General features: G+C 41.3%; 9 protein-coding genes. 1 reads left to right on the top strand and 8 read right to left on the bottom strand.

Annotated features, from left to right (window positions below):
* The 7 genes from BACPLE_RS07040 to BACPLE_RS07010 all read right to left on the bottom strand — a co-directional run.
* Window positions 1–420: glycoside hydrolase family 97 N-terminal domain-containing protein (locus tag BACPLE_RS07040; RefSeq protein ID WP_007560267.1), on the bottom strand; the 420-nt coding region annotated here is incomplete at its 3' end.
* 166 nt (window positions 421–586) lie between these two features.
* Window positions 587–1594 carry an arabinan endo-1,5-alpha-L-arabinosidase gene (locus BACPLE_RS07035; protein ID WP_007560265.1) on the bottom strand — a complete coding sequence of 336 codons (1008 nt, stop codon included), beginning with the start codon at window positions 1592–1594 and terminating at the stop codon, window positions 587–589.
* A gap of 99 nt (window positions 1595–1693) precedes the next feature.
* Window positions 1694–3595 carry an arabinan endo-1,5-alpha-L-arabinosidase gene (locus BACPLE_RS07030; protein ID WP_007560263.1) on the bottom strand — a complete coding sequence of 634 codons (1902 nt, stop codon included), beginning with the start codon at window positions 3593–3595 and terminating at the stop codon, window positions 1694–1696.
* 68 nt (window positions 3596–3663) lie between these two features.
* Complete coding sequence (locus BACPLE_RS07025) at window positions 3664–5448, bottom strand: bacterial Ig-like domain-containing protein (protein WP_040312585.1); 1785 nt, start codon at window positions 5446–5448, stop codon at window positions 3664–3666.
* Between the two features lie 72 nt (window positions 5449–5520).
* Window positions 5521–7272, bottom strand: a complete 1752-nt coding sequence (locus BACPLE_RS07020; protein WP_007560260.1) for a RagB/SusD family nutrient uptake outer membrane protein — start codon at window positions 7270–7272, stop codon at window positions 5521–5523.
* Window positions 7273–7305: 33 nt separating this feature from the next.
* On the bottom strand, window positions 7306–10500 hold the full coding sequence (locus tag BACPLE_RS07015) for a SusC/RagA family TonB-linked outer membrane protein (RefSeq protein ID WP_007560258.1): 3195 nt from the start codon (window positions 10498–10500) through the stop codon (window positions 7306–7308).
* 540 nt (window positions 10501–11040) lie between these two features.
* Window positions 11041–15237, bottom strand: coding sequence for a hybrid sensor histidine kinase/response regulator transcription factor (locus BACPLE_RS07010; protein ID WP_007560256.1), 4197 nt, complete (start codon window positions 15235–15237; stop codon window positions 11041–11043).
* A gap of 238 nt (window positions 15238–15475) precedes the next feature.
* Here BACPLE_RS07010 and BACPLE_RS07005 point away from each other — a divergent pair, with 238 nt between their 5' ends.
* Window positions 15476–17455, top strand: a complete 1980-nt coding sequence (locus BACPLE_RS07005; RefSeq protein ID WP_007560254.1) for an alpha-L-arabinofuranosidase C-terminal domain-containing protein — start codon at window positions 15476–15478, stop codon at window positions 17453–17455.
* A gap of 552 nt (window positions 17456–18007) precedes the next feature.
* Here BACPLE_RS07005 and BACPLE_RS07000 read toward each other — a convergent pair.
* Window positions 18008–21355: a glycoside hydrolase family 2 TIM barrel-domain containing protein gene (locus tag BACPLE_RS07000; protein ID WP_007560252.1), complete on the bottom strand. Its 3348-nt coding sequence runs from the start codon at window positions 21353–21355 to the stop codon at window positions 18008–18010.
* Window positions 21356–21708 lie beyond the last annotated feature (353 nt).

The raw sequence follows: 21708 nt of genomic DNA, 5'->3' as shown, positions 1-21708 counted from the left end.
GCAGGCAGTTTCGCCATACTGAGGCATCTCGTAGCGGAAGGCAATGTCGTTATTACTCAACTGGAACACGATGTCCAATTTCTTCTTCTCCGCATTTTCAAGGGTTACAGTCAGCTTGTTGGCAGAATAATTCACCGTAGAACACTTGATACGGTCCTGCGTGTACGTCTTTTCCACCTTGTCCGCCTGCTGGCCGACAAAACTCATCTGACGGCTGAAGTCACCAATATTGGATACAAAGCCGAGAGGAGAATTCTCCAAAACGTTTTTTCCGTCGTATGTCACCGAATAGACAGGCTTGCCGTCCTGCAACTGAAAATCGAGTTTCAAACGAGAATCAGGGCCGGTAACTGCTGCCTGCTGGGCAAATGCCTGAGAGGCCAATAATGCCAATGTGCCAAAAAGTACTTGTTTTTTCATAGGTGTTTTCCAGATAATTACTAATCAGGACAAAAATAGGAATTAAGTGTGAAATCAACAATAAAATTTTCACTAAAACACGACCAAAAATCATGCAATATCCATACAAAAAAGATGCCGCTCAGAAGTATACATACTCCCTGCGGCATCCCTGCAAGCATCACTTTTAGAAGTTTACAATCGGCCACCCATCAGGTGTCCAAGTCATTTCACGAATTATCAATTTAGGGGCTCCTTCTTCTGCCACCGAATAGGCATGGGAAATAAAATAATCCTTCCCATCCAAATGATAGGCTGCATTATGACCTATTCCGGCATAGTCCTTATTTCCCTGAATCACTAATGAGCCGCCTCCCTTATCCATAGCCTTTCCGTCTTTGTCTAAATAAGGCCCCGTTACAGTCTTCGAACGTCCCACCATAACTTTATAGTTGCTTTTCAATCCCTTGCAACAATAATCAAACGAAACGAACAGATAATAATAATCACCATGCTTCATGATAAAAGGAGCCTCAACCGCTCCGTCACCCGCGTTCTTTTCATCCAGATTAAAGGTTCGTGGACGACGAGAAAGTGAATACCACTCTTCCGGCTGAGCCACTCCATTCATATCGGGAGTCAGCTTTACCATCTTGATACCATCCCAGAATGAACCGAAATCCATCCAGGGTGTACCGTTTTCATCAATGATGATATTAGGGTCAATAGCATTCCACATATCCCGATTAGGAACCGACTGAATTACTTTTCCATGGTCTGTCCACTTGAAATCAGGGCTGGAAGGATCGAGCGTGGGATTCGTAGCATGGCCAATAGCAGAAGTATTCTTTCCAAATGCCGAACATGAATAAAACAAATGATAAACTCCGTTGTGGAAAATAATATCCGGTGCCCACGTATGTCCGTTATAGCCTTTTACGGTTTCCACAGCCCATTGAGGTGCTTTATCGAATACCGGTTTTTCGAACTTCCAGTTTTGCAAGTCTTTTGAAGACATCACAGAAATCCCATGCCCAGTTGCAAACAAATAATAAGTATCACCCTGTTTGATCAGTACCGGGTCATGAGTCATGACCTTGCTGACAGGAATAACTGCCGGCTTCTCCTCTAGAGAAGAAGCATAAACCGCACCTGCTGCAATCAATAGGAAAAATGAAAAAAAGATGTGTTTCATGGCTTATATAAATCAAATCACTACTTATAAAAAATGAGTAATTCTGTAAACAAAATTACTCATTTTATTATTTACAATGTGAACTCACCAATAAACGAGTTACTTACTTTTCTTTCCCCAATAAGTCTTATAATTATCGCCATAACCAGCATAAACGATGGTATGGGTTCTTGGAGAAGCCTCCCAGTCTGTTTCACGTTGCAAGTACAATTCAATGCCGTTACTGAACATCAGCGTACATTTTGCAGCATCATACGACCATGTCACTCCCTTCCAAGGACCTTCTGTTACAGTATGGTCAGCCGCTAATGTCATTTGAGTAGACGTTTTCTGGTTTCCATAAGAATAAGAAAGATCTATATGCTCCCAGTTTCCAATCAGCTCATCCTCAGTAATAGCGACTTGTGGAACCGCACCATAACGTTCAGGCATTACGAGAGGCCAACCATCTTCTGTCCAACGGATAGAACGTACATGACCCATCATCAAAGCATTACTGTATGCATTACCTCCTACGTTAGCAGGGAAACGGCCTTGCGAAGCAAAGAACCAGTTGCCATTGCCATCATCAAAGACGCAACAATGTGAAATTCCAACCCATCCATCACTACCATTAAATTTATAAGGATGAGTTACTACCGGAAGAAGATCACCTCCTGCTGTGGTCACATCCGTTCCATCCATTCCCAAATAAGGACCAGCAATATTAGTAGCACGTGCCACACGGGTATTGTAAGGCACGTCTAGTGCATCGTAAGCTAAAAACAGGTAATAATACCCATCATGATAAATCACTTCTGGTCCTTCTGACGCCTGCCAGCGATTACCCATCTCACGGGTAGCAATTAATTGTCCGTAAGCAGTAATATCTGCATCTGTTCCCCATGGATTGGGTAATTCAGCTTTCACCTTACCAGTTTCTCCATCTAACTCAACCAAAGCAATACCACTATGCCAAGAACCATAAACCAGATAATGTCTTCCTTCTTCTGTAATAATATAGCTGGGGTCAATAGCATTCCACTTATAATAACAATTTCCCCAGTTATCGGCGGGCACATAAAAATTCAAACCCTTATCGGAAGCATTAGTAATAACGTAACCCTTATCTACCCATCCATCATTGTTCGCTGGATTATCATTCTCCATCATTCCAATAAATGCACGTTCACTCCATGTTCCATCTCCAGCCAAGGTACCCGGACAAACTATAGAATAATACATCCGGTACAATCCATTTCTGACTTTACGTACACAAGGAGCCCAATAACCAAAATCATCCACATTCGGATTGGCAGCTTCCAGCCCCATTTCCTGCCGTATTTCGTTCAGTTTTGGAATAACCCATTCCGGCAAATTTTGCATAGTACCTCCCAAATACTCCCAATCTACCAGATTTTTTGAACGACGTCCGTGAAAATGTCCTCCTGCTGTATGAGCATTTCCGTATGATGCATCCGTCTGATACATATAATAATAGCCATCTTCTGCCAATACGACTGTAGGATCATGCACATTACTCAGATTCCATTGTCCACGATTCGACCAGTCTGAAATATCCACATAATTATCTACATAAGCCGGAGCCACATAGTTTGCCAGCTGTTCCTCCAGACTTTGAGATTCCGTAGTCGCAGTAAATGGATCAGAATATGTATAACGGCTATTGCCATACACATAAGCACGCACATAATAAGCCGTATTTCCCATCAAGCCAGAGATTGTAGCACTAAAGTTTTCATCTGCTTCCACTACATTATCTTTAATGGTCGGATTCTGCGCATTGGCACTATAGCAAAAACCTCTTTTAACAACACTGTTCACATTTCCTGTAACCGATGACACAAGCGTCAACGAAGTGCCTGTTGATGCAGTTACTTCAGGAGTAGCCACAGTTACATCACTATTTCTATTGTACTCAATGTTATCCAAGCCATCGGTACAAGCTGTGAAGGCAAAGACTGCCCATAGGAATATAAAAAAGAATGATATTTTTTTCATTTAACCGGTTTGTTTAAGACATGCCGTTGCTTCCCAAACGCAACGGCATGTAAGATTAAAAAATAATTTTATTCACCGAAAACGAGATGAGAACTATCCACCGTCAACGCAAAGTTTAAGTCGGCAGGATCCACAGTACTGATACCCAAATAATACTGTGTGGAAGTGGTACCAGTTGTTCCCTGCATCACGGCCTGCACATCAGCAGTACCATTGCCGCAGTTAGTCACATATACTGTTACCTTAGCTCCATTCATTCCAGCCAACCAAGTGGCCCAATCGCCTTGCGTACCGTTATGGATACAAGCTTCATAGCCTGCGCCATCTGCCGCATTGCCATCCCATCCATAATTATCCGCCCGAACCACTGCATACTCAGTGAGATCCTTTTTACGGAGTACGATGACATAATTATTCCAGTTCGATACCAAACAACTATAGTTTGTAAAGGTAATCGATTTCGTTGCCCCTGCTGGTACATTAAACTCATCGGAAAAGGCTCCCCAGAAAGCGGTAGAGTTATCTTCGGCTCCCACCATTCCCGTGCTGTTCTTCACTTCCGAAACCTGCGATTCTCTTACCGTCACATTCACTGTAGCAGTAATTCCTTCCCCCGCGGTAAGGGTCACGATTTGTGAACCTGTTTTGGCTGGAACAGCCGAGAAGGTAAGTTCCGAGTTTTGGAGAATTCTGGTATTTCCAGAAGTCGTGGTCGCCGTCACCACCATACCGGTAGGATCGAATGCCAATGTACGGTCGGTTAAAGACCGGGTAGCCTCTGAGGTATAATAATAATAGTCCGTATGCGAAGGTTGAGTCGTCACCTCAATAGACTTGATTTGTTCAACCATCTCAAAAGTCGCATTGGCCATAATAGGAGTATCACAGTTTTCACCTTTAAATGTCTTGTTGTAAACTGCCACAAGTGTCTTTTCTCCCGTAGTATCCATGTCAGGAATTGCAGAGAAACTAAGTTCAGATGCCGTTACAATTTTTGTAACTCCCTCTTCAAACGTAACCAAAGCCGTAACATCAGCCATAGCTTCTTCAAGGCTAGTACCCACATTTACCTGACTTGGCACATTCTGCAATACCATTGAGACCGGATTTTTGTCCTCTGCCGAGGTACAACCACCTATCGGTTCAATGTTTGTCTGCTGGAAATCAATGTAAGAACCTTCCGGCACAAGGAAACAACGGATATTGGTGTTACTTGCATCCGCATTCAGATTAACAAGCGCAGTCGGTTGCTGATAAGTTTTAGTAACCGTTCCATTAGTCATAGTTACACTGAACGACTCCGAGTTAGTTCTATCGACTACAAGCGTTACCTTTCCTCCAAGTTTCTCAATACCGTCATCAGTATCAGTTTCGAAAGTAAGTGTACTCTGGATATAAGAACGATCAATATAATCGCCCCACTCGGAATTACCCGACGGCTGATTATCAAAGCGTATTGCACCATACTCCTTATATCCTTCCCCGTCACGATCGGCATCCGAGCAGATTATCAAAGCAAAATTCTTATAAGTATTTGATGCACTCGGATTAATGTTAAGATTAAATACCGCGTTCCATTTCTGACCATCAGGTATTACATAATACTTGGAGAAAGCTGCCCACCATCCACTTGTATAATCAGTATTTCCAATCGTGTACACATCTTCCATCATTCCCTCAAGAACTATCTCATCCTGATTATCATTCTTCGAGTCCTCTATTTCCTGTATTTTATCGGAAATCCAGTCTGGAGCATTAACATCAAAAAGCTCACCACCCTCACAACCTGTCAAAGCAAACATGCCTAAGGCTACAGAGAAACAGGTTGATATTATTTTGTTTGAATGTTTCATCGTATTAAACATTAATAAGTAATTAAATAATTGTAATCTCCTGCCATACTAAAAGATCACTTTAGAATATCTCTACTTGCTTAAATCTACAACCGGACGCACTGTCCATCCATTTTCACGGAAATAAGTCGAATTGTCCGTACTATAGTTAGCAGAGTTTCCTTCCAGATTTGGGTTTTTGTTTGTCAATGTCTGAACAATAGGCAAGAACTCATGTCCCTGAATATATGTATCATAAGAACACTTCAGTTCTGAATCTGTTGCTATGTCGCTATAACTTACAGGATCTTTCACTGCTTCAGTAGAACGACGGAAAGTTCCATGTTCCTTCAATTGCTGTAAACGGTCGCTGTCATAGAAAAATCCCCAACGTATAAGATCAAAACCACGTCCGAACTCACATCCGAATTCTTTTGGCCTTTCCACATTTGCTATCTGTTCAAACAGTTTATCTGCCGTGTTAAAATCAGCAAGTTCCAAATCCGGAAGGTCAACACGATTACGTACTTCATTAATCCAGTCTATAGCCTGCTGAGTCGGACCGTTTACTTCGTTCTCACACTCTGCTGCACGTAGCAATACATCCGAATAACGCATCAAACGCAAATTGATACCATCGTGCAAGCCTGTAACCACAGTACCATAAAGACCGGTACGAAGATTCGTAAACTTAGCAATAGGCAGACCGCCATAAGTATTATTGGTCACAATATTGTCTGTAGCCGAAAGTTTGTTAGTATAAGCCACATTTCCATACTCAAAATCTTCCCAATCAGTTTCATAAGTACCGATAGTCCAATAAAGACGAGGATCAAGCTTATTGTCTGTAGTACGTTCCTCTTTGAAAAGATGATATAACCACGGTGAAGCTGAGATATCAGCCCATCCACCATAATTGCCCGGAGCAAAGTTACTTTCTATTGCAGAACCCTGAGTAGCGTTAGGGCTTGTATTTACCGGTGTCCACTCATCATCTGTTCCCTGTGAACCATAATCAAGGAATTGTATCTCAAACAGACTTTCATCATTGTTCTCATAAGCAGAACCTTCACGGAAGTTGTCGCCATAGTTATCCATCAATCGGTAAGTACCATACTTCTTGGCAATAATATCTTTAAGCACAGTAAGGGCTTCGGAGAATTTATGACGTACCATAAGAGTACGCGCATAATACCCCGCAGCTGCACCACAAGTGGCACGTCCTCCTGCCCATTCACCACCTTCATCACGAGAAGGCAGTAATTCCATCGCTTCTGAAAAATCTTTTTCTACCTGGTCAAGAACTTCATCATAAGTGCTGTTTGCTCCATAAAGTCCATCCAATGAAGAATAGGTCTCATAATCTGTAATCAAAGGCGGATTCTGGTAATATCCGGCTAAATTATAGTATGACAATCCACGCAAGAAAAGAGCCTGTCCTTTTATATATTTCATGCTTTCAGATAACTGGTCGTTATCTTCTCCGCAACGAGACATGATAAAGTTACAAACATTTATGGTATAGTACCATTCACGCCACGGCCAAAATGCAATATCAGATGTAACTTCCACATTGAGATCATCAAACGGTAAATACCATACCTGTGATGAGTTCCAAGCCTCATCTCCACGGCATACGTCAATAGTATACCCTACACGCGCATACGATCCTTCCATACGAATGTGATTATATGCAGCAATAACACACTCCTCTAAATCATCGGCATCGAAACCAAAAGTACTTGAAGTCTGCTGGTTAGGATTTATCAGCTCCAATCTATCAGCACATGAGGTAAAAGTACTGAATCCCAAAATGAGAGCAAGCGAATATATATTTAGTTTCATACGATATTTTTTAATTATATTATTAGATAGCAATTAGAATGTAAAATGAACACCACACATGAACGTACGTGCTGTCGGATAAGAACAGAAGTTATAACCCGGTGTAAATGTACCACCTGCATAATCCACATTATAACCATGGTATCCGGTAAATGTGTACAGGTTTTGTGCTGATACATATAAACGTACATTTGATATATACTTGCCAAACCACTTATCAGGGAAATTATAACCCAGTTCTACATTGGCAATTTTCCAATAAGCAGCATTCTGAATCTTACGAGAACTAAACAAATCATTCCATGCCAAACTTGCGCTGTTTGTTATATATGTACGTGGTACATCTGATAAATATGTAGTTCCATCTTCACTAAAGCGATTCGCATCCAGCATAGCTACATCTTTGTTGCTCCACCCGTAACAAGAATTAAGCGAGTTATAGATATCATCGCTCACATGATAGTTCAACGCACCGTAAGTAGCAATGCTCAAATCAAATCCTTTATACTCAAAACGTGCATTAAGACCGAAGTTCATTTTAGGCAATCCGCTTCCTAACACCACTCTATCATCTGTATCTACCTTTCCGTCATTATTTATATCCTTATATAAACAGTCGCCTACATTTGCTCCTTCCTGAGTAGCATGATTGTCAAGGTCCTCCTGCGTGCGTGCAATTCCTTCATAAACATAACCATAGAACTGGCCTATTTCCTGTCCAACGTAAGTAATGTAATCGCCCGTAAGATAATAATCAGTACCAAATCCTAATGAGGTTACACGGTTCTTTAACGTACTGAGGTTGGCAGATATTTCATATTTGAAAGGATGTTCACGGTTACGATAAGTAGCAGAGAACTCAAAACCTGAATTTTCCATAGAGGCAGCATTCATTGTAACAGTGGTATTGGAAACTCCGGCTTGTTCCGGAACAGGAACGTCATACAACAAGTCGGTACTGCTGTTTTTATACCATTCAGCCGTAAACTCCAAACGATTGTTGAAGAATGCCAAATCTACACCCACGTTATAGGTTTTCTTCTTTTCCCATGACAAATTATTATCTACGAAAGTAGAAATAGCGGAACCTGTTACAGGAGAATTATTGAAACTATACGTCATGTTATTGCGCGACATAGTAGCCTGATACATATATTCACCGATATTTTCATTACCGAGTTCACCGTAGCTACCACGCACTTTGAACATGTTTACCACATCCGGATTGAAAGGGAAGAAACTTTCCTTATCAAAACGCCAGCCAACAGATACAGAAGGGAATGTTCCCCAACGAATACCACTTGACAAACGGGAGCTGGCATCTCTACGTACGGTAGCAGAAAACAGATATCTGTCATCATAGTTGTAGTTTACACGACCAATGTAAGACAAGATAGCATGTTTATACTCATAACTGCTAGAGTAGGTATCAGAACCATTCTGAAGTTGCAGGAAGTAAGGTTCAGTATAGTTTAATCCCCATCCTGTAAGCAAATCTGTATTTTCTTCCTCATAAGTCTGACCTGCCACAATATTGATGTGATGTTTACCTATTGTTCCGTCATAAGTAAGAACGTTTTCAATAAGAGCATCTGAATAGTCACGGGAAGCCTTTTCCAGACGTTCATTGCTCTTCGCCAAATACACACGGTTACTTTGTATCCAAGAAGGAATCCAGGTAAAATCCTTGCAATGAGTCTTACTATAAGACAAGTTGATCTTATAGTTCAACTTATGGTTTTTACTATCCACACCAAACATCTTAAGAAGGTCCACATCGGCCGATCCTGTACCGACAAAACGGTCTACGCGAGTGTTACGCTGCAACAAATTATTAATCAGCAAAGGGTTAGATGCCGAAATATCTCCGTGTATGTCATCATAATACACACCGTAGCCATAGCCGTCGTAATTGTAATCACTGGCTGCACCGACTTTGTCATCGAGTACCCATGTAGAAGAATCGTATGCCTTGATAGTGGGCTGCATAAGTAGGGTACCACGCAATACGTTGGTTACATCGCCATACAATCCTTGAACGTACTCTGAAGCATTGGACAAACTCATATTATCCTGGTCTGAATGAGAGTAAACGACACTTGTCTGGAACTTCACGAATTTCGTATCCATCGTATTATTGACACGCGCGGTAAATCTCTCGTAGTTAGGTCCGGCTCCTTCAAGTGTTCCTCTCTGATTAAAATAGTCCAATCCTATATTATAAGTATTGTGAGCTCCACCTCCTGAAAGATTTACATTATGATTCTGGCGAATACCTGTCTTGAAGACCTCATCAAACCAGTCTGTATCAGTATCATCCTGAAAATGATATTTTCCTGTCGCACTATCAAGGCTATATCCTCCAGGCAACGGTGTATTGGAATTCAAACACGACAAACCAATATGTTGACTATATTGATCAGCATTCATCACGTCATACACACCTTTTGAGATATTATCAACACCAAAATATCCATTATAATCTACTTTTAACGGCTGGTCTTTCTGACCACGTTTGGTTGTGATAATAACCACACCATTGGCTGCACGAGAACCATAAATGGCAGCTGCAGAAGCATCTTTTAACACCTGAATAGTTTCAATGTCATTGGAAGAGAAATCGCGGATAGAAGTACCCATAGGCACACCATCAATGACATAAAGAGGAGAAGTATCACCAAAAGAACCGACACCTCGAATTCGTACTGTCGGGTCTGCTCCTGGCTGACCGTCAGAGGTAACTTGTACACCAGCCACCTTTCCTTCGAGCATAGAAGAAATATTAGAATGAGAAACCTGTTTCAAGGCTTCAGTATCGACTACAGCTACAGAACCTGTCAAATCCGACTTTTTCTGTGTTCCATAACCGACAACTACCACCTGGTCAAGCATGAAATCATCGCTCTGCAACTGGACTGCTCCAAGAACAGACCGACTACGCACTGCAACTTCACGTTCCTTATAGCCTACATAACTAATTAACAGAACAGCATTACCAGGCACTTCCAGCTGGAAATTTCCATCCAAATCGGTGGTTGTTCCGATTGAACTGTTCTTCACCCTGATAGTAGCTCCCAGTAAAGGTTCTCCTTGTTCATCAACTACCTGCCCACTGACCTTGATAGCCGGTGATTGTGCTACGGCAGCCATGGCAGGTACAGAATACATCGCTGTACTGCCAAAGGCACACAAGCCAAGCATTGCAGAAAAAATCAACTGTTTATTCATATCGATTGTATTAAATTTAAATTATTAATAAAGTAATAAATTGTCATAGATTCAGGAACTCAGACTTCAGTTCGCATATAAAATATAGCAGTATCGTAGCTGTTTTTTCTTTTCATGTCTCATAGTACGGAAATATTTATCTAACAAAAATGTTTCTTTCAACGCTTCAAATGTAAAGACATATGCAAAAACAAAGGTGGACAAACGAATTTTATAGGTGGATAAATGAAAAATACGAATATTTCCACATTAAAGGACAAAAGCTCCCACAGGACTCTTTGAGATATTTTCTGACCTACACAACAAAGGCTTAGATAAGAAATCACGACTCCACCATGATTATTCAGAAATTATTCTCCAAAATCCAGGTTTCTAATGGCAGAACCCTATGTTTTCCACACGAGAAACATAGAGTTCCAACGTAGAAAACATAGGGTTCTGCCACTAAAACCATAAAGAATATACTACACTTTCTCCTTTTAAAGCACTGCGTTTTCAGTTCTTCACCAAAAAGAATAAAAAAGGAGATTTTCCTTATGGTTAATCTTCCAGCAAACTGCTCGGAGTCACATTAAAATGCTTTGTAAAACAACGGGTAAAATATTTAGGATCATTAAATCCCACTTCATAGGCTATTTCAGAGATATTCATCGTACGGTTCACCTTATTTTTCAGCAAAAGTTCACGAGCCAGATTCAAACGATAGTTGCGAATAAACTGACCGGCAGACTGCCCGGTCAGGCTCTGCATTTTTTTATTCAGCAAACTTTTACTGATTCCTACCGCTTCAATAAAATCACTTACTTCAAAATCCGGATTCTTATAATTCTCTTTTACTACCGACATCGCTTTGTTCAAGAACTTCTTGTCACCCGAGTTCTCTTCTACCTCTAACGAGTCGGTGTTCATATCAATAGAGAACTTTTGCTGGAAACGCTTCCGGTTCTCCAGTATATTAGAGATGCGGGCCAGCAGCATATTCTCATCAAAAGGTTTCAGCAAGAAGGCATCTGCACCCATTTTATAGCTTTCCAGACGGGCCTCATCTGATGTTTTAGCCGTCAGCATCAAGAAAGGAATATGAGAGATGGAGAAGTCATTCTTTACACGACGTGACAATTCCATACCATCCATGACAGGCATCATCAAATCACTGATGATAAAGTCGACATTATTGGCATGCAATAAAGCCAAAGCTTCTTCTCCCTGAGAGGCTTCGAGCACATTATAATATTCAGCCAGTATAGAGCGAATATAATCACGCATATCCTTATTGTCTTCTACCACAAGTATAACCATTTTCCCATTACGTGGCACATCTATCGCAATATCCTCTTTTTCCATTTCAGACTCCGAATGGATTTGAGTATCTCCATATAATGCAGGCAAAAGAATACGGAATGAAGCCCCTTTCAGCGGATTATTCTTCGCATAAATCTTGCCGTCCAGTAAATCAATAAGCTTCCGGCATAAATACAAGCCTATGCCCGTGCCACTCTGCCCACTGACAGACTCAAGACTCCGGTTATCAGACTGATAGAACTGCATGAAAATACGTTCTATATCATTTTCCGGAATACCTTTTCCGGTATCACGTACACTAATAAACAATTTCTTTTCTGTCGCCTGTCCTATCACTCCGACATATATGCCCACATTGCCTCCTTTGGGAGTAAATTTCAAAGCATTGCTGATTAGATTGGTCATAATCTTACGCATCACATCCTCATCAAACATAAGGAACGGATCCGGAAGACGAAGATACAATTGAAGATTAATACCACGATTCTTCGCATAATCAGCAAAAGGAGGTACTATCTCCAACATAAATTCTTTCAAGTTACCATAGTTGGTAGCAATCTTGATACGACCCTCTTCCACTTTCCGAAAATCCATCAACTGATTAACCAATGAAAGAAGATATTTCGAATTGCGTTCCACCAAATGCAATTGTTCAATTACCTGTGGATTATAGCTCAACTTTAAAGCACGCTCAATCGGACCTACAATCAGAGTAAGCGGAGTACGAAATTCATGGGTAATATTGGTAAAAAAAGCCAGTTTATCAACCGTCAGTTCCTCTACCTTACGCGACATCTCCAGAATCTGGTTCTTTTGTGCAGTAATTTTTTCATTCTGATCCTTCAACAATTTATTCTGCTCCGAAAGTTCCTGAGTCTGGTTAGATAACAATTTCTTTTGTTCCTCCAGTTCTGAAGTACGTTCTTCCACCATCTGATGCAATAAGTTCTGCTGGCGCTTCAAAGCCTGATAACGCCACCTCAAAATGCGATAACCACCAAACAGGATAACAAACAAAACAGAAAGCAAAAACCAAGGTGTTTTATAAAAATAAGGATGAACTACAATGGTCAACTCCTCTGTACGTGCAAGCCAATGCTTTCCATCAGGAGCATAACGAAGTTGGAAAACATATTTACCGGGATACAAGTTCGTATAAGTCGCATTGTTTCGATTGGAAGGTACTGTCACCCATGCATCGTCAAAACCTTTTAAACGATATGAATATTGTGCCTGAGACTCCAATGCATAATCAAGGGCTGAGAACTCTATTGATAACGACTTGTCACTCTCGTGCATAACTATTTCTCCTGACTGAGGAAAAACTTCCTGTCCAAACACCTTGCAATGTGTAAATGCCAAAGGAAACTTACGCTGATGCTCAGTTTCAATCATCGGATGTATTTCGGTCAACCCCTTTTGACTACCAAAGAACAAACGTTCCTTGTCAAAAGACAAAGCACCGGCATTCCAATAAAACTGATCAGAAACCAAGCCGTCAATCTGACTGTAATTACGAAACGACTCCTCTTTGACATTAAAACAAGACAACCCGTTGTCGGTAGATATCCAGATATTTCCATACCAGTCCTCCAGCATTCCACGCACACTATTGCTTACCAGACCATCATTTTTCGTGAATGCCAGGAACTGATAATCATTCCCTTTCTTCATGGCTTTATAGAATCCGTTTCCATTACTTCCCAGCCATATTGTCCCGTCTTTCGCTTGAAAAATAGAAGTAATGCGCTCCCGACGCTTAGAAGCCGGGTTATCCAACTGATATACATATTTCTGATATTTCAATTGTCCTTTGTCATAAGCCGTCAGATTTATTCTTAAAAGGCCGAACGGAGACGAAATCCAAAGTTCCCGCTCACGGGTAATACACATGCCTAGTGCATTCTGATTGACAACCTCCTTACCTTCATTCAGGAAAGGTTCTGAAACGGTTCCGTCTGCCGGATTATATACATACACATTATTCATGGTGCCAATCCAAAGTAAATGACTCACAGGGTCAAAAGCCAAACTTGACACAAAAGGATCACTCAACGGAAGAGGTACATAACGTTTAGATGCAGAAGGCTTACGGTTTATCCAGCCAAGTCCGCCCCCCCAAGTACCTACATACAAACGATCTTTGTCATCTATTACTAACACACTCACAGTATTATGCGCCAAATAAGCAGGTGCTTCGGTAGTATAATGCAAGAAGGTATCACTTCCTTTCAGGCGACAGTTTAATCCCCCTTCCACCGTTCCCACCCAAAGTGTCTGGTATTCATCTTCTACAATCGCATTGACCGGATTACGCGACAAACTACCGGGAAGATTTTGCTGATGATAATAATTGATTACAGACAAACGGGAAGGAAACATTTTACTAATTCCTCCTATCTCAGTCCCTACCCAGATTATATCATTTTCATCATCTGCATACAGAGTATTGATAAAGTTACATGACAGCCCATGCATTTCCATAACTTCACCAGCCTGAATACGGGTAAAATCAGACGTAGAGGCATTAAACACGTTCAGGCCTAACAATGTACCAACTATCACCTGATTATCTCGTGTGGATGTAATAGAGGTCACATAATTCTGTGACAAAGAAGACGGATTCTGGGTATCGTGCACATAATGCAGACTGGTGTCTGTCGTCAAATCATAACAATACAGTCCGTTACTTGTACCAATCCACACATTATTCTGACAATGAAAAATGCTAAAAACCGCCTCTAAAGGAGAAATATCCAAAGATACAGAAACCGGCTGTGGTTCCTGACTACTTGTTACGCTCTCACTAATCCGGCACATTTTTCCTTTATGAAAGAACCAGACATAACCATCTATCTCATACAAAACACAGCCACGCTCATGTATTGGCGTATCCGAAATACGAATGACTTTTTTCACCGTACCCGTACTGTTAAACATTACCTTATAAATATGTCCACGACTACAGAGCCATAAATTACCAGTCCGAGTCGTCATCAAGAAACTAACCGGCGCCTTCATAAGCCCTGCCATTTCTTCCGATTGCAAAGATTCTACAGGCAGTAACTGTAAGTTCTCTGTAGAAAGTAATTCGATACCTGACTCTCCAGCCACCCAAATACGATGAAAAGCATCCTCTGCCAATTTCTCTACAAAATTACTTCGAAGTAGCCTTCTCTGGTCTGTCGTATTCGTATTAAAAACCACAAATTCATTTCCATCATACCGAGCCACCCCACCTCCATACGTAGCGACCCACAGATAGCCGTCGTCCGATTTGATTATATCGTCTACAAAATTATAAGTCAACCCATCGTTTATCGTAATAGAAGCCAACGAAAAACGAGAAGAGTTCTGCACCGCATAGAGTAATCCAGCCGGACGACACAAACAAAAAATCAGGAACAAGTATAGAAGCAAACTTTGTCTTTTCATAGAAATTATTCTGTTTTACACAAAGGTAAACCGTTTTTCGAGTCTTTTTCTGAAAAAGAGGATAAAAATCCGCTCAAAAGACAAATGTCCACCCAATAGAAAAATTTGTCCACCTCAGGAAAAAGGATTGCTCCTATTTTTATGCCTAGATTTCATAAAGACAGATATTTTACTGTTTTTCCGTGAATCTTTCGTGCTTTTTTATAATTTTGTATCACATTAATTTAATAATAAAACCATGAACAAACACTTAACCTTTCTTTCTGCACTTGCACTAACAGCGGGACTCAGCTTGCAAGCACAGAATGTCAACCAAATGGTTATCCAAGCCAACAAAATTGGAGCAGAGATTCAACCGACCATGTACGGTCACTTCTTTGAAGACATTAACTATGGAGCAGACGGGGGACTCTATGCAGAATTAATCAAAAACCGTTCATTTGAATTCCCACAAAGTTTTATGGGATGGAATATCTTTGGAAACGTAACTCTGCAAAACGATGGTCCGTTTGAACGTAATCCACATTACGTACGACTTGGAGCTCCCAGCCATGCACACAAACGTACAGGTATTGAAAATGAAGGATTCTTCGGCATCGGAATTAAAGCCAATGAAAAATATCGTTTTACTGTATGGGCAAGAGGAGAAAACCAGAAAATACGAGTAGAGCTTATTGACAACGATTCCATGGATGAGACTCAGGTCATCACGGCACAGTCTTTAGACATCAACTCCAAAGAATGGAAAAAATACGAGCTGATACTGACTCCTACAAAAACAGAAGCAAAAGCTCACCTGAGAATCTTCTTACAATCAGCAGGAACTGTAGACTTGGAACATGTATCCTTATTCCCAGTCGATACATGGAAGGGACGTGAAAACGGATTAAGAAAAGACCTTGTACAAGCATTAGCCGATACTAAACCGGGCATATTCCGCTTCCCTGGAGGATGTATCGTGGAAGGTACAGAAATAAGCGACCGTTACAACTGGAAAAATTCAGTAGGACCAGTAGAAAACCGTCCGCTGAACAGCAACAGATGGCATTATACTTTCCCACACCGTTTCTACCCTGACTATTTCCAGACGTATGGAATGGGATTCTATGAACTATTCCTTCTCTCAGAGGATATGGGAGCAGAACCACTGCCAATCCTGAACTGCGGACTTGCTTGCCAGTATCAGAACGATGACCCGAAAGCACATGTTCAGCTATGCGACCTCGACAGCTACATCCAGGATGCACTCGACCTGATTGAATTTGCCAATGGAGGTACTGATACCAAATGGGGAAAACTCCGTGCCGATATGGGACATCCGGCTCCTTTCAACATGAAATTCATCGGAATCGGAAACGAACAGTGGGGACCTGAATACCCGGAACGCTTGAAGTTATTCGTAGAAGCTCTTCGTAAAGCACATCCTGAAATCAAGATTATCGGTTCATCTGGTCCGAACTCTGAAGGAAAAGATTTTGATTACTTGTGGCCGGAAATGAAAAAGCTGAAAGTAGACCTGGTAGACGAACACTTCTATCGTCCGGAAGACTGGTTCCTGAAATCAGGAAACCGTTACGACAATTACGACCGTAAAGGCCCGAAAGTATTTGCAGGAGAATATGCCTGCCACGGAAAAGGAAAGAAATGGAATCACTTCCACGCTTCTTTGCTTGAAGCAGCGTTCCTGACTGGAGTAGAAAGAAACGCAGATGTAGTGCACATGGCTACTTATGCTCCGCTGTTGGCTCACGTAGAAGGCTGGCAGTGGCGTCCAGACTTAATCTGGTTTGACAACCTCCGTTCTGTACGCACCTGTAGCTGGTATGTTCAGTCGCTCTATGGTCACAATGCAGGAACAAATGTAGTTCCTCTGACTATGGATAAAAAACCGGTAAGTGGTCAGGAAGGTCAGAATGGACTTTTCGCCAGTGCCGTATGGGATGAAAATACACAGACCTACATTGTAAAAGTAGCGAACGTGTCTGAAAAAGCACAACCCATCAGTCTGGAATTTAAAGGACTGAAGAAGTCGGTAACTTTAGGAGATGGAAAATGCATCACACTGCATACAGAAAATCCGGATGCCGAAAATACACTCGACAACCCGAATCTTATTACTCCTAAAGAAAGCAGCATTTCAATTGAAGGAAATACGCTCAATACCCAAATAGGTGCCATGACATTTGCTGTCTACAAGTTTAAAAAAGAAAGCAAATAATTCATCGGCTTTTATTGCTAAAAAGGTGCGTCCGGAATTATCCAGACGCACCTTTTTTCGCTCTACTAATAATACATGCACAATCTATATCCCAGATAAAATAAACAAGCACATGCTATAAATAGCATAGCCATTGTAACTGTCAGTGCTTTCTGACGTTCCCGAACACTTAATTCCATTATATAAAGCCTTGATTAATTCTGTAACAAAGGACAAAAAAACATATTACAGAACCATGTAGAACACATGACTTTTAAATGAATATATTTTAGAGAACAGTTCTCATTGCCATTGTAATTTTATTAATAAGTCTTTCAAATACAGCCAAAATTTCAAATTATGTTATAAAGCACATGTGAACGCACACAAAACTTGCATAATTCCCAAAAGTCCGTACCTTTGCATCGTGTTTTTCATAGTATTAGATTTAAGGTTAACAAAAGGTTGGAGTTCAGCGGAACTCCTTTTTTTATGTCCCTATCTGAACAAAAAAATTCCGGGCCTGAAAACAAGTCTTTTCAAGCCCGGAATTTTCATTTAACGCTTTATTATTTACATCGGTACAATCGTGAATCCCCATTGATACTCCTTATTGGCAGGAATCAGATATTGAGGATCTGGCACGGCACCCCAGCTATCAAATCCTCCTACACCCATCTGTCGCATATCCAAGCACACTTCCACGAAGTCACGAGGAGTAATATCATTAATGTGTGTCTGACGAGGTTTGATATTCTTAGCGGTACTTACATCATGTTTCAACTCTTCTGCATCACGGTTATTCCACTGGTAATCACGCTGAACAGCTTCTTCTCCATCAAAATCTTCTATAGAATTACGGAGTGAGTTAAATTCCAATGTACCATCTGCATACACAGCCAAGCCCTTTCCGTTTTTCTTTTTCAGCATCAGCCAACGTGTATCTGTATGATGTCCGTTCTCTTGTGGACGCACATAAGGGAAATACATTTGTTCAGCTGTCGCCTGATACTCACCTACCAGTGTACCATTATTGCGGTCACAATAATTCTCTTCCGGTCCGCGACCAAAATAAGTAACCTGTTCCATCTCGGCTGGCAAGCGGAAGCGAACACCGATACGCGGAACTACCAGTTTGGAGCTTTCCTTGCGAATCGCTTCGTTCCCAGGAGTGAACGTGGCCATCAATGTAGCTTCTGAAGCTTCTGTCTTCGCAGCTTCCATTTCTGTAGAAGTAAATGTATAATTTGCTTTCACAACTCCTGAAGGATGAATGCGATAAGTCGCAATATACAGATTACCTGCAGCCAACAAGTAGCTGACTTTCAGTACCGCATCTTTTCCATCCATAGTCAATGAAGCGTCCACCACATTGAAGTTCTTGCTGGACTGCTTCCAGATTTGCAGGCGCTTCGGCATCTGGCTTCCATAGTCATTGTCATTCGGAGCACGCCAGAAGTTAGGCTGTATACCAAATCCCTCATGGAAATATTCTGTTCCCTTCACTTTATAAGAAGTTACCAGGCCGGTCGACTTGTCAAATACAAAAGCTACGCGCGAAGACTGCACACTCAACAAGTTGCCATTTTCACTGCACTGCAAAGCAGGGCCCTGTACCGAGAATGAACGTGAAGCAGGGTCTATCGGCAAACGGAACTGTTCGTGTGCTATCTCATATCCTTCCGGAATAAGTGGTTCTGGCTCTACCGTAGTCACTGAGAAGTTCACAAAATATTCCGTACCCACTTTAGCTTTCAATCCACTAACATTCACCGCCAACTCTTTCTTTTCCTGAGGAGCTACATCCAGTGAAACTTTTCCACGACGCACCACCTTATCATTTTCCTTCACTTCATACGAAATCATATATTTCTTCAGGTTCGTGAAATAAAAGCGGTTCAGCACATTAAACTTACCGTTTGCCAGGTCTGTAGCTTCAAAAGCCACATTCTGGTGTGCATATTTTACCTCACTCATGGCCGGATGAGGATTGCGGTCCGGATTCACGATACCATTACAGCAGAAGTTGCCGTCACTTGGCATGTTAGTTCCGAAATCACCTCCGTATGCCCAATATTCTCTTCCGTTTTCATCCTTCACTAAAATTCCCTGGTCTACCCAGTCCCAGATATATCCTCCCTGCAAATTAGGATACTGATAGATAGCCTTCCACTGATCCCATAAGCCTCCGGTAGAGTTTCCCATGGCATGTGCATATTCTGAAGGTACTACCGGACGGTCACTTCCTAACCGACCTATTGATTCCAGCCAGGATGCACTGGGATACTGCGGCACGTACATATCAGAGTTCCATTCCCACTGAGCACGTTCATAATTTACCGGACGATCCATCAGTCCTTTATCGGCCTGTTTTACCCACAAATAAGCTTCATAAAAGTTGTAACCGTTTCCAGCCTCATTACCTAACGACCAGAATGTAACCGAAGGATAGTTCTTATTCCGTTCAAACATATTCTCCACACGGTAAAGATGCGGTTTCAACCATTCCGGATTATTTCCCAAGGTTCCACCCTTACGCAAATCATAATACATTCCATGACTTTCAATATTCGCCTCATCGTACACGTAAATGCCATATTCATCACAGAGCTCATAGAAACGGCGGTCTTGCGGATAATGACACAAACGTACCGTATTGATATTGTTCCGCTTCATCAACTCCAAGTCCTTACGCATCAGCGCCTCGTCTACGTAGTGTCCTGTCAACGGATTATGTTCGTGAATATTTACACCCTTCAGTTTTAAAGGCTGCCCATTGATAAACAACACATGGTAATTCTTTCCATTGGTACCTTTCTGATCAATTTCTTTGATTTCAATGCGACGGAATCCGACATTATAAGGAATCACTTCGGTCACCTTTCCATTTTCCTTTACAGTCATCAACAATTTATACAAGTTAGGTGCTTCCGAAGTCCAGGTTTTTACTTCCGTCAATTCCTTGCTGAATGATACGATACCTTCTTTACCAGCAAGTACATCTACAGTTTCCTCACCATTGGCTACTACCTTTCCGTTATTATCGAGCAACTCATATCCAATACTCAACCCAGCCGTATTGGTACGATGATTCTTCAGCTCCATATCCAAGCGGAAAATGCCGTTACGGTACGAATCATCCAAAGTAGACACAATCCGGAAATCCTGCACTGAAGCTTTCGGCTGTGAATAAAGGAATACGTCACGTTCTATACCGCTGATACGCCAGAAATCCTGACATTCCAGATAAGAACCCGTACTCCAACGGAAGATTTTTAAGGTCAATACATTATTACCTTCCTTCAGATAATCATTTATCAGGTATTCAGCCGGATTCTTGGAGTCCTCATTATAACCGACTTCCTTTCCGTTCAAATACACATAGCATCCTGATTTTGCTCCGGCAATGTGAAGGTAAATATCACGGTCCTTCCATTCTGAAGGCACGGTAATATCACGCCGGTACACTCCCACTGGATTCTTCTCCGGCAACAAAGGAGGTTGAGGGTTACGAGGTTGAAACTCATATCCGTGATTCGTATAAATAGCTGTACCGAATCCTTGCACTTCCCAGTTTCCCGGCACCTTAATATCGTGCCACTCCTCTGTACTCACTTCCGGAGAAATAATGTCTGCAGGAAGGTTCAGATACGAATCCGTATAATAAAATTTCCACGTGCCATTCAACAACTCATAATAAGGGCTGTTTTCGTATTTTCCAGTCAGGGCCTGAGTCTTGTCGGCATAAGTCATAAAAGCCGACCTCGGTGCCTCCCGATTTACCGATACAGTCTGAATATCCTTCCAATAAGGCAAGGATACATTTTCTGCATACAACTGTTGAGGAATCCCGCTAATCGTCAGTACTCCCGTCAATGAACAGCAAATAGTTTTGATTGCTTTAGTAAGAGTTTTTTCCATCTTTCCTTTTTAAGGTTAATTATTTCTGGCACGCAAGTTAGGAAGAAATTTTTATATTTCGTCCTAACTCCTTTATGAATTTTATTTTCTTAAAAAAAGAAAGCCCGCCACCAAGCCACAGGCTCGATGACGGGTTCCCAATATATAGTCAGACTTAGATTTTATTTTAATACCATACTACCGGCTCATCTCCTATCAGAACTTCATAAAAATCCTTAAGACATCACAAAAGCCTTTTTAAAAGAACTAATAGTAGAAGCAAACAAATAACCTGACACTGATAATAGAAAACAAGAACTACCCCACATTAACTCCTCCTATACTTTTCTATCTGAAAAACAATAAAAACTAAT

This window comes from Phocaeicola plebeius DSM 17135 (assembly GCF_000187895.1).
Taxonomy (GTDB): Bacteria; Bacteroidota; Bacteroidia; order Bacteroidales; family Bacteroidaceae; genus Phocaeicola; species Phocaeicola plebeius.
The sequence above is the reverse complement of the archived record's forward strand: the minus strand, read 5'-3'. Positions and strand labels throughout refer to the sequence as shown.

Bases quoted from the DNA above. Each gene is read 5' to 3' on its own strand.
- BACPLE_RS07035 (WP_007560265.1), bottom strand. From the start codon at position 1,594: ATGAAACACATCTTTTTTTCATTTTTCCTATTGATTGCAGCAGGTGCG.
- BACPLE_RS07030 (WP_007560263.1), bottom strand. From the start codon at position 3,595: ATGAAAAAAATATCATTCTTTTTTATATTCCTATGGGCAGTCTTTGCC.
- BACPLE_RS07025 (WP_040312585.1), bottom strand. From the start codon at position 5,448: ATGAAACATTCAAACAAAATAATATCAACCTGTTTCTCTGTAGCCTTA.
- BACPLE_RS07020 (WP_007560260.1), bottom strand. From the start codon at position 7,272: ATGAAACTAAATATATATTCGCTTGCTCTCATTTTGGGATTCAGTACT.
- BACPLE_RS07015 (WP_007560258.1), bottom strand. From the start codon at position 10,500: ATGAATAAACAGTTGATTTTTTCTGCAATGCTTGGCTTGTGTGCCTTT.
- BACPLE_RS07010 (WP_007560256.1), bottom strand. From the start codon at position 15,237: ATGAAAAGACAAAGTTTGCTTCTATACTTGTTCCTGATTTTTTGTTTG.
- BACPLE_RS07005 (WP_007560254.1), top strand. From the start codon at position 15,476: ATGAACAAACACTTAACCTTTCTTTCTGCACTTGCACTAACAGCGGGA.
- BACPLE_RS07000 (WP_007560252.1), bottom strand. From the start codon at position 21,355: ATGGAAAAAACTCTTACTAAAGCAATCAAAACTATTTGCTGTTCATTG.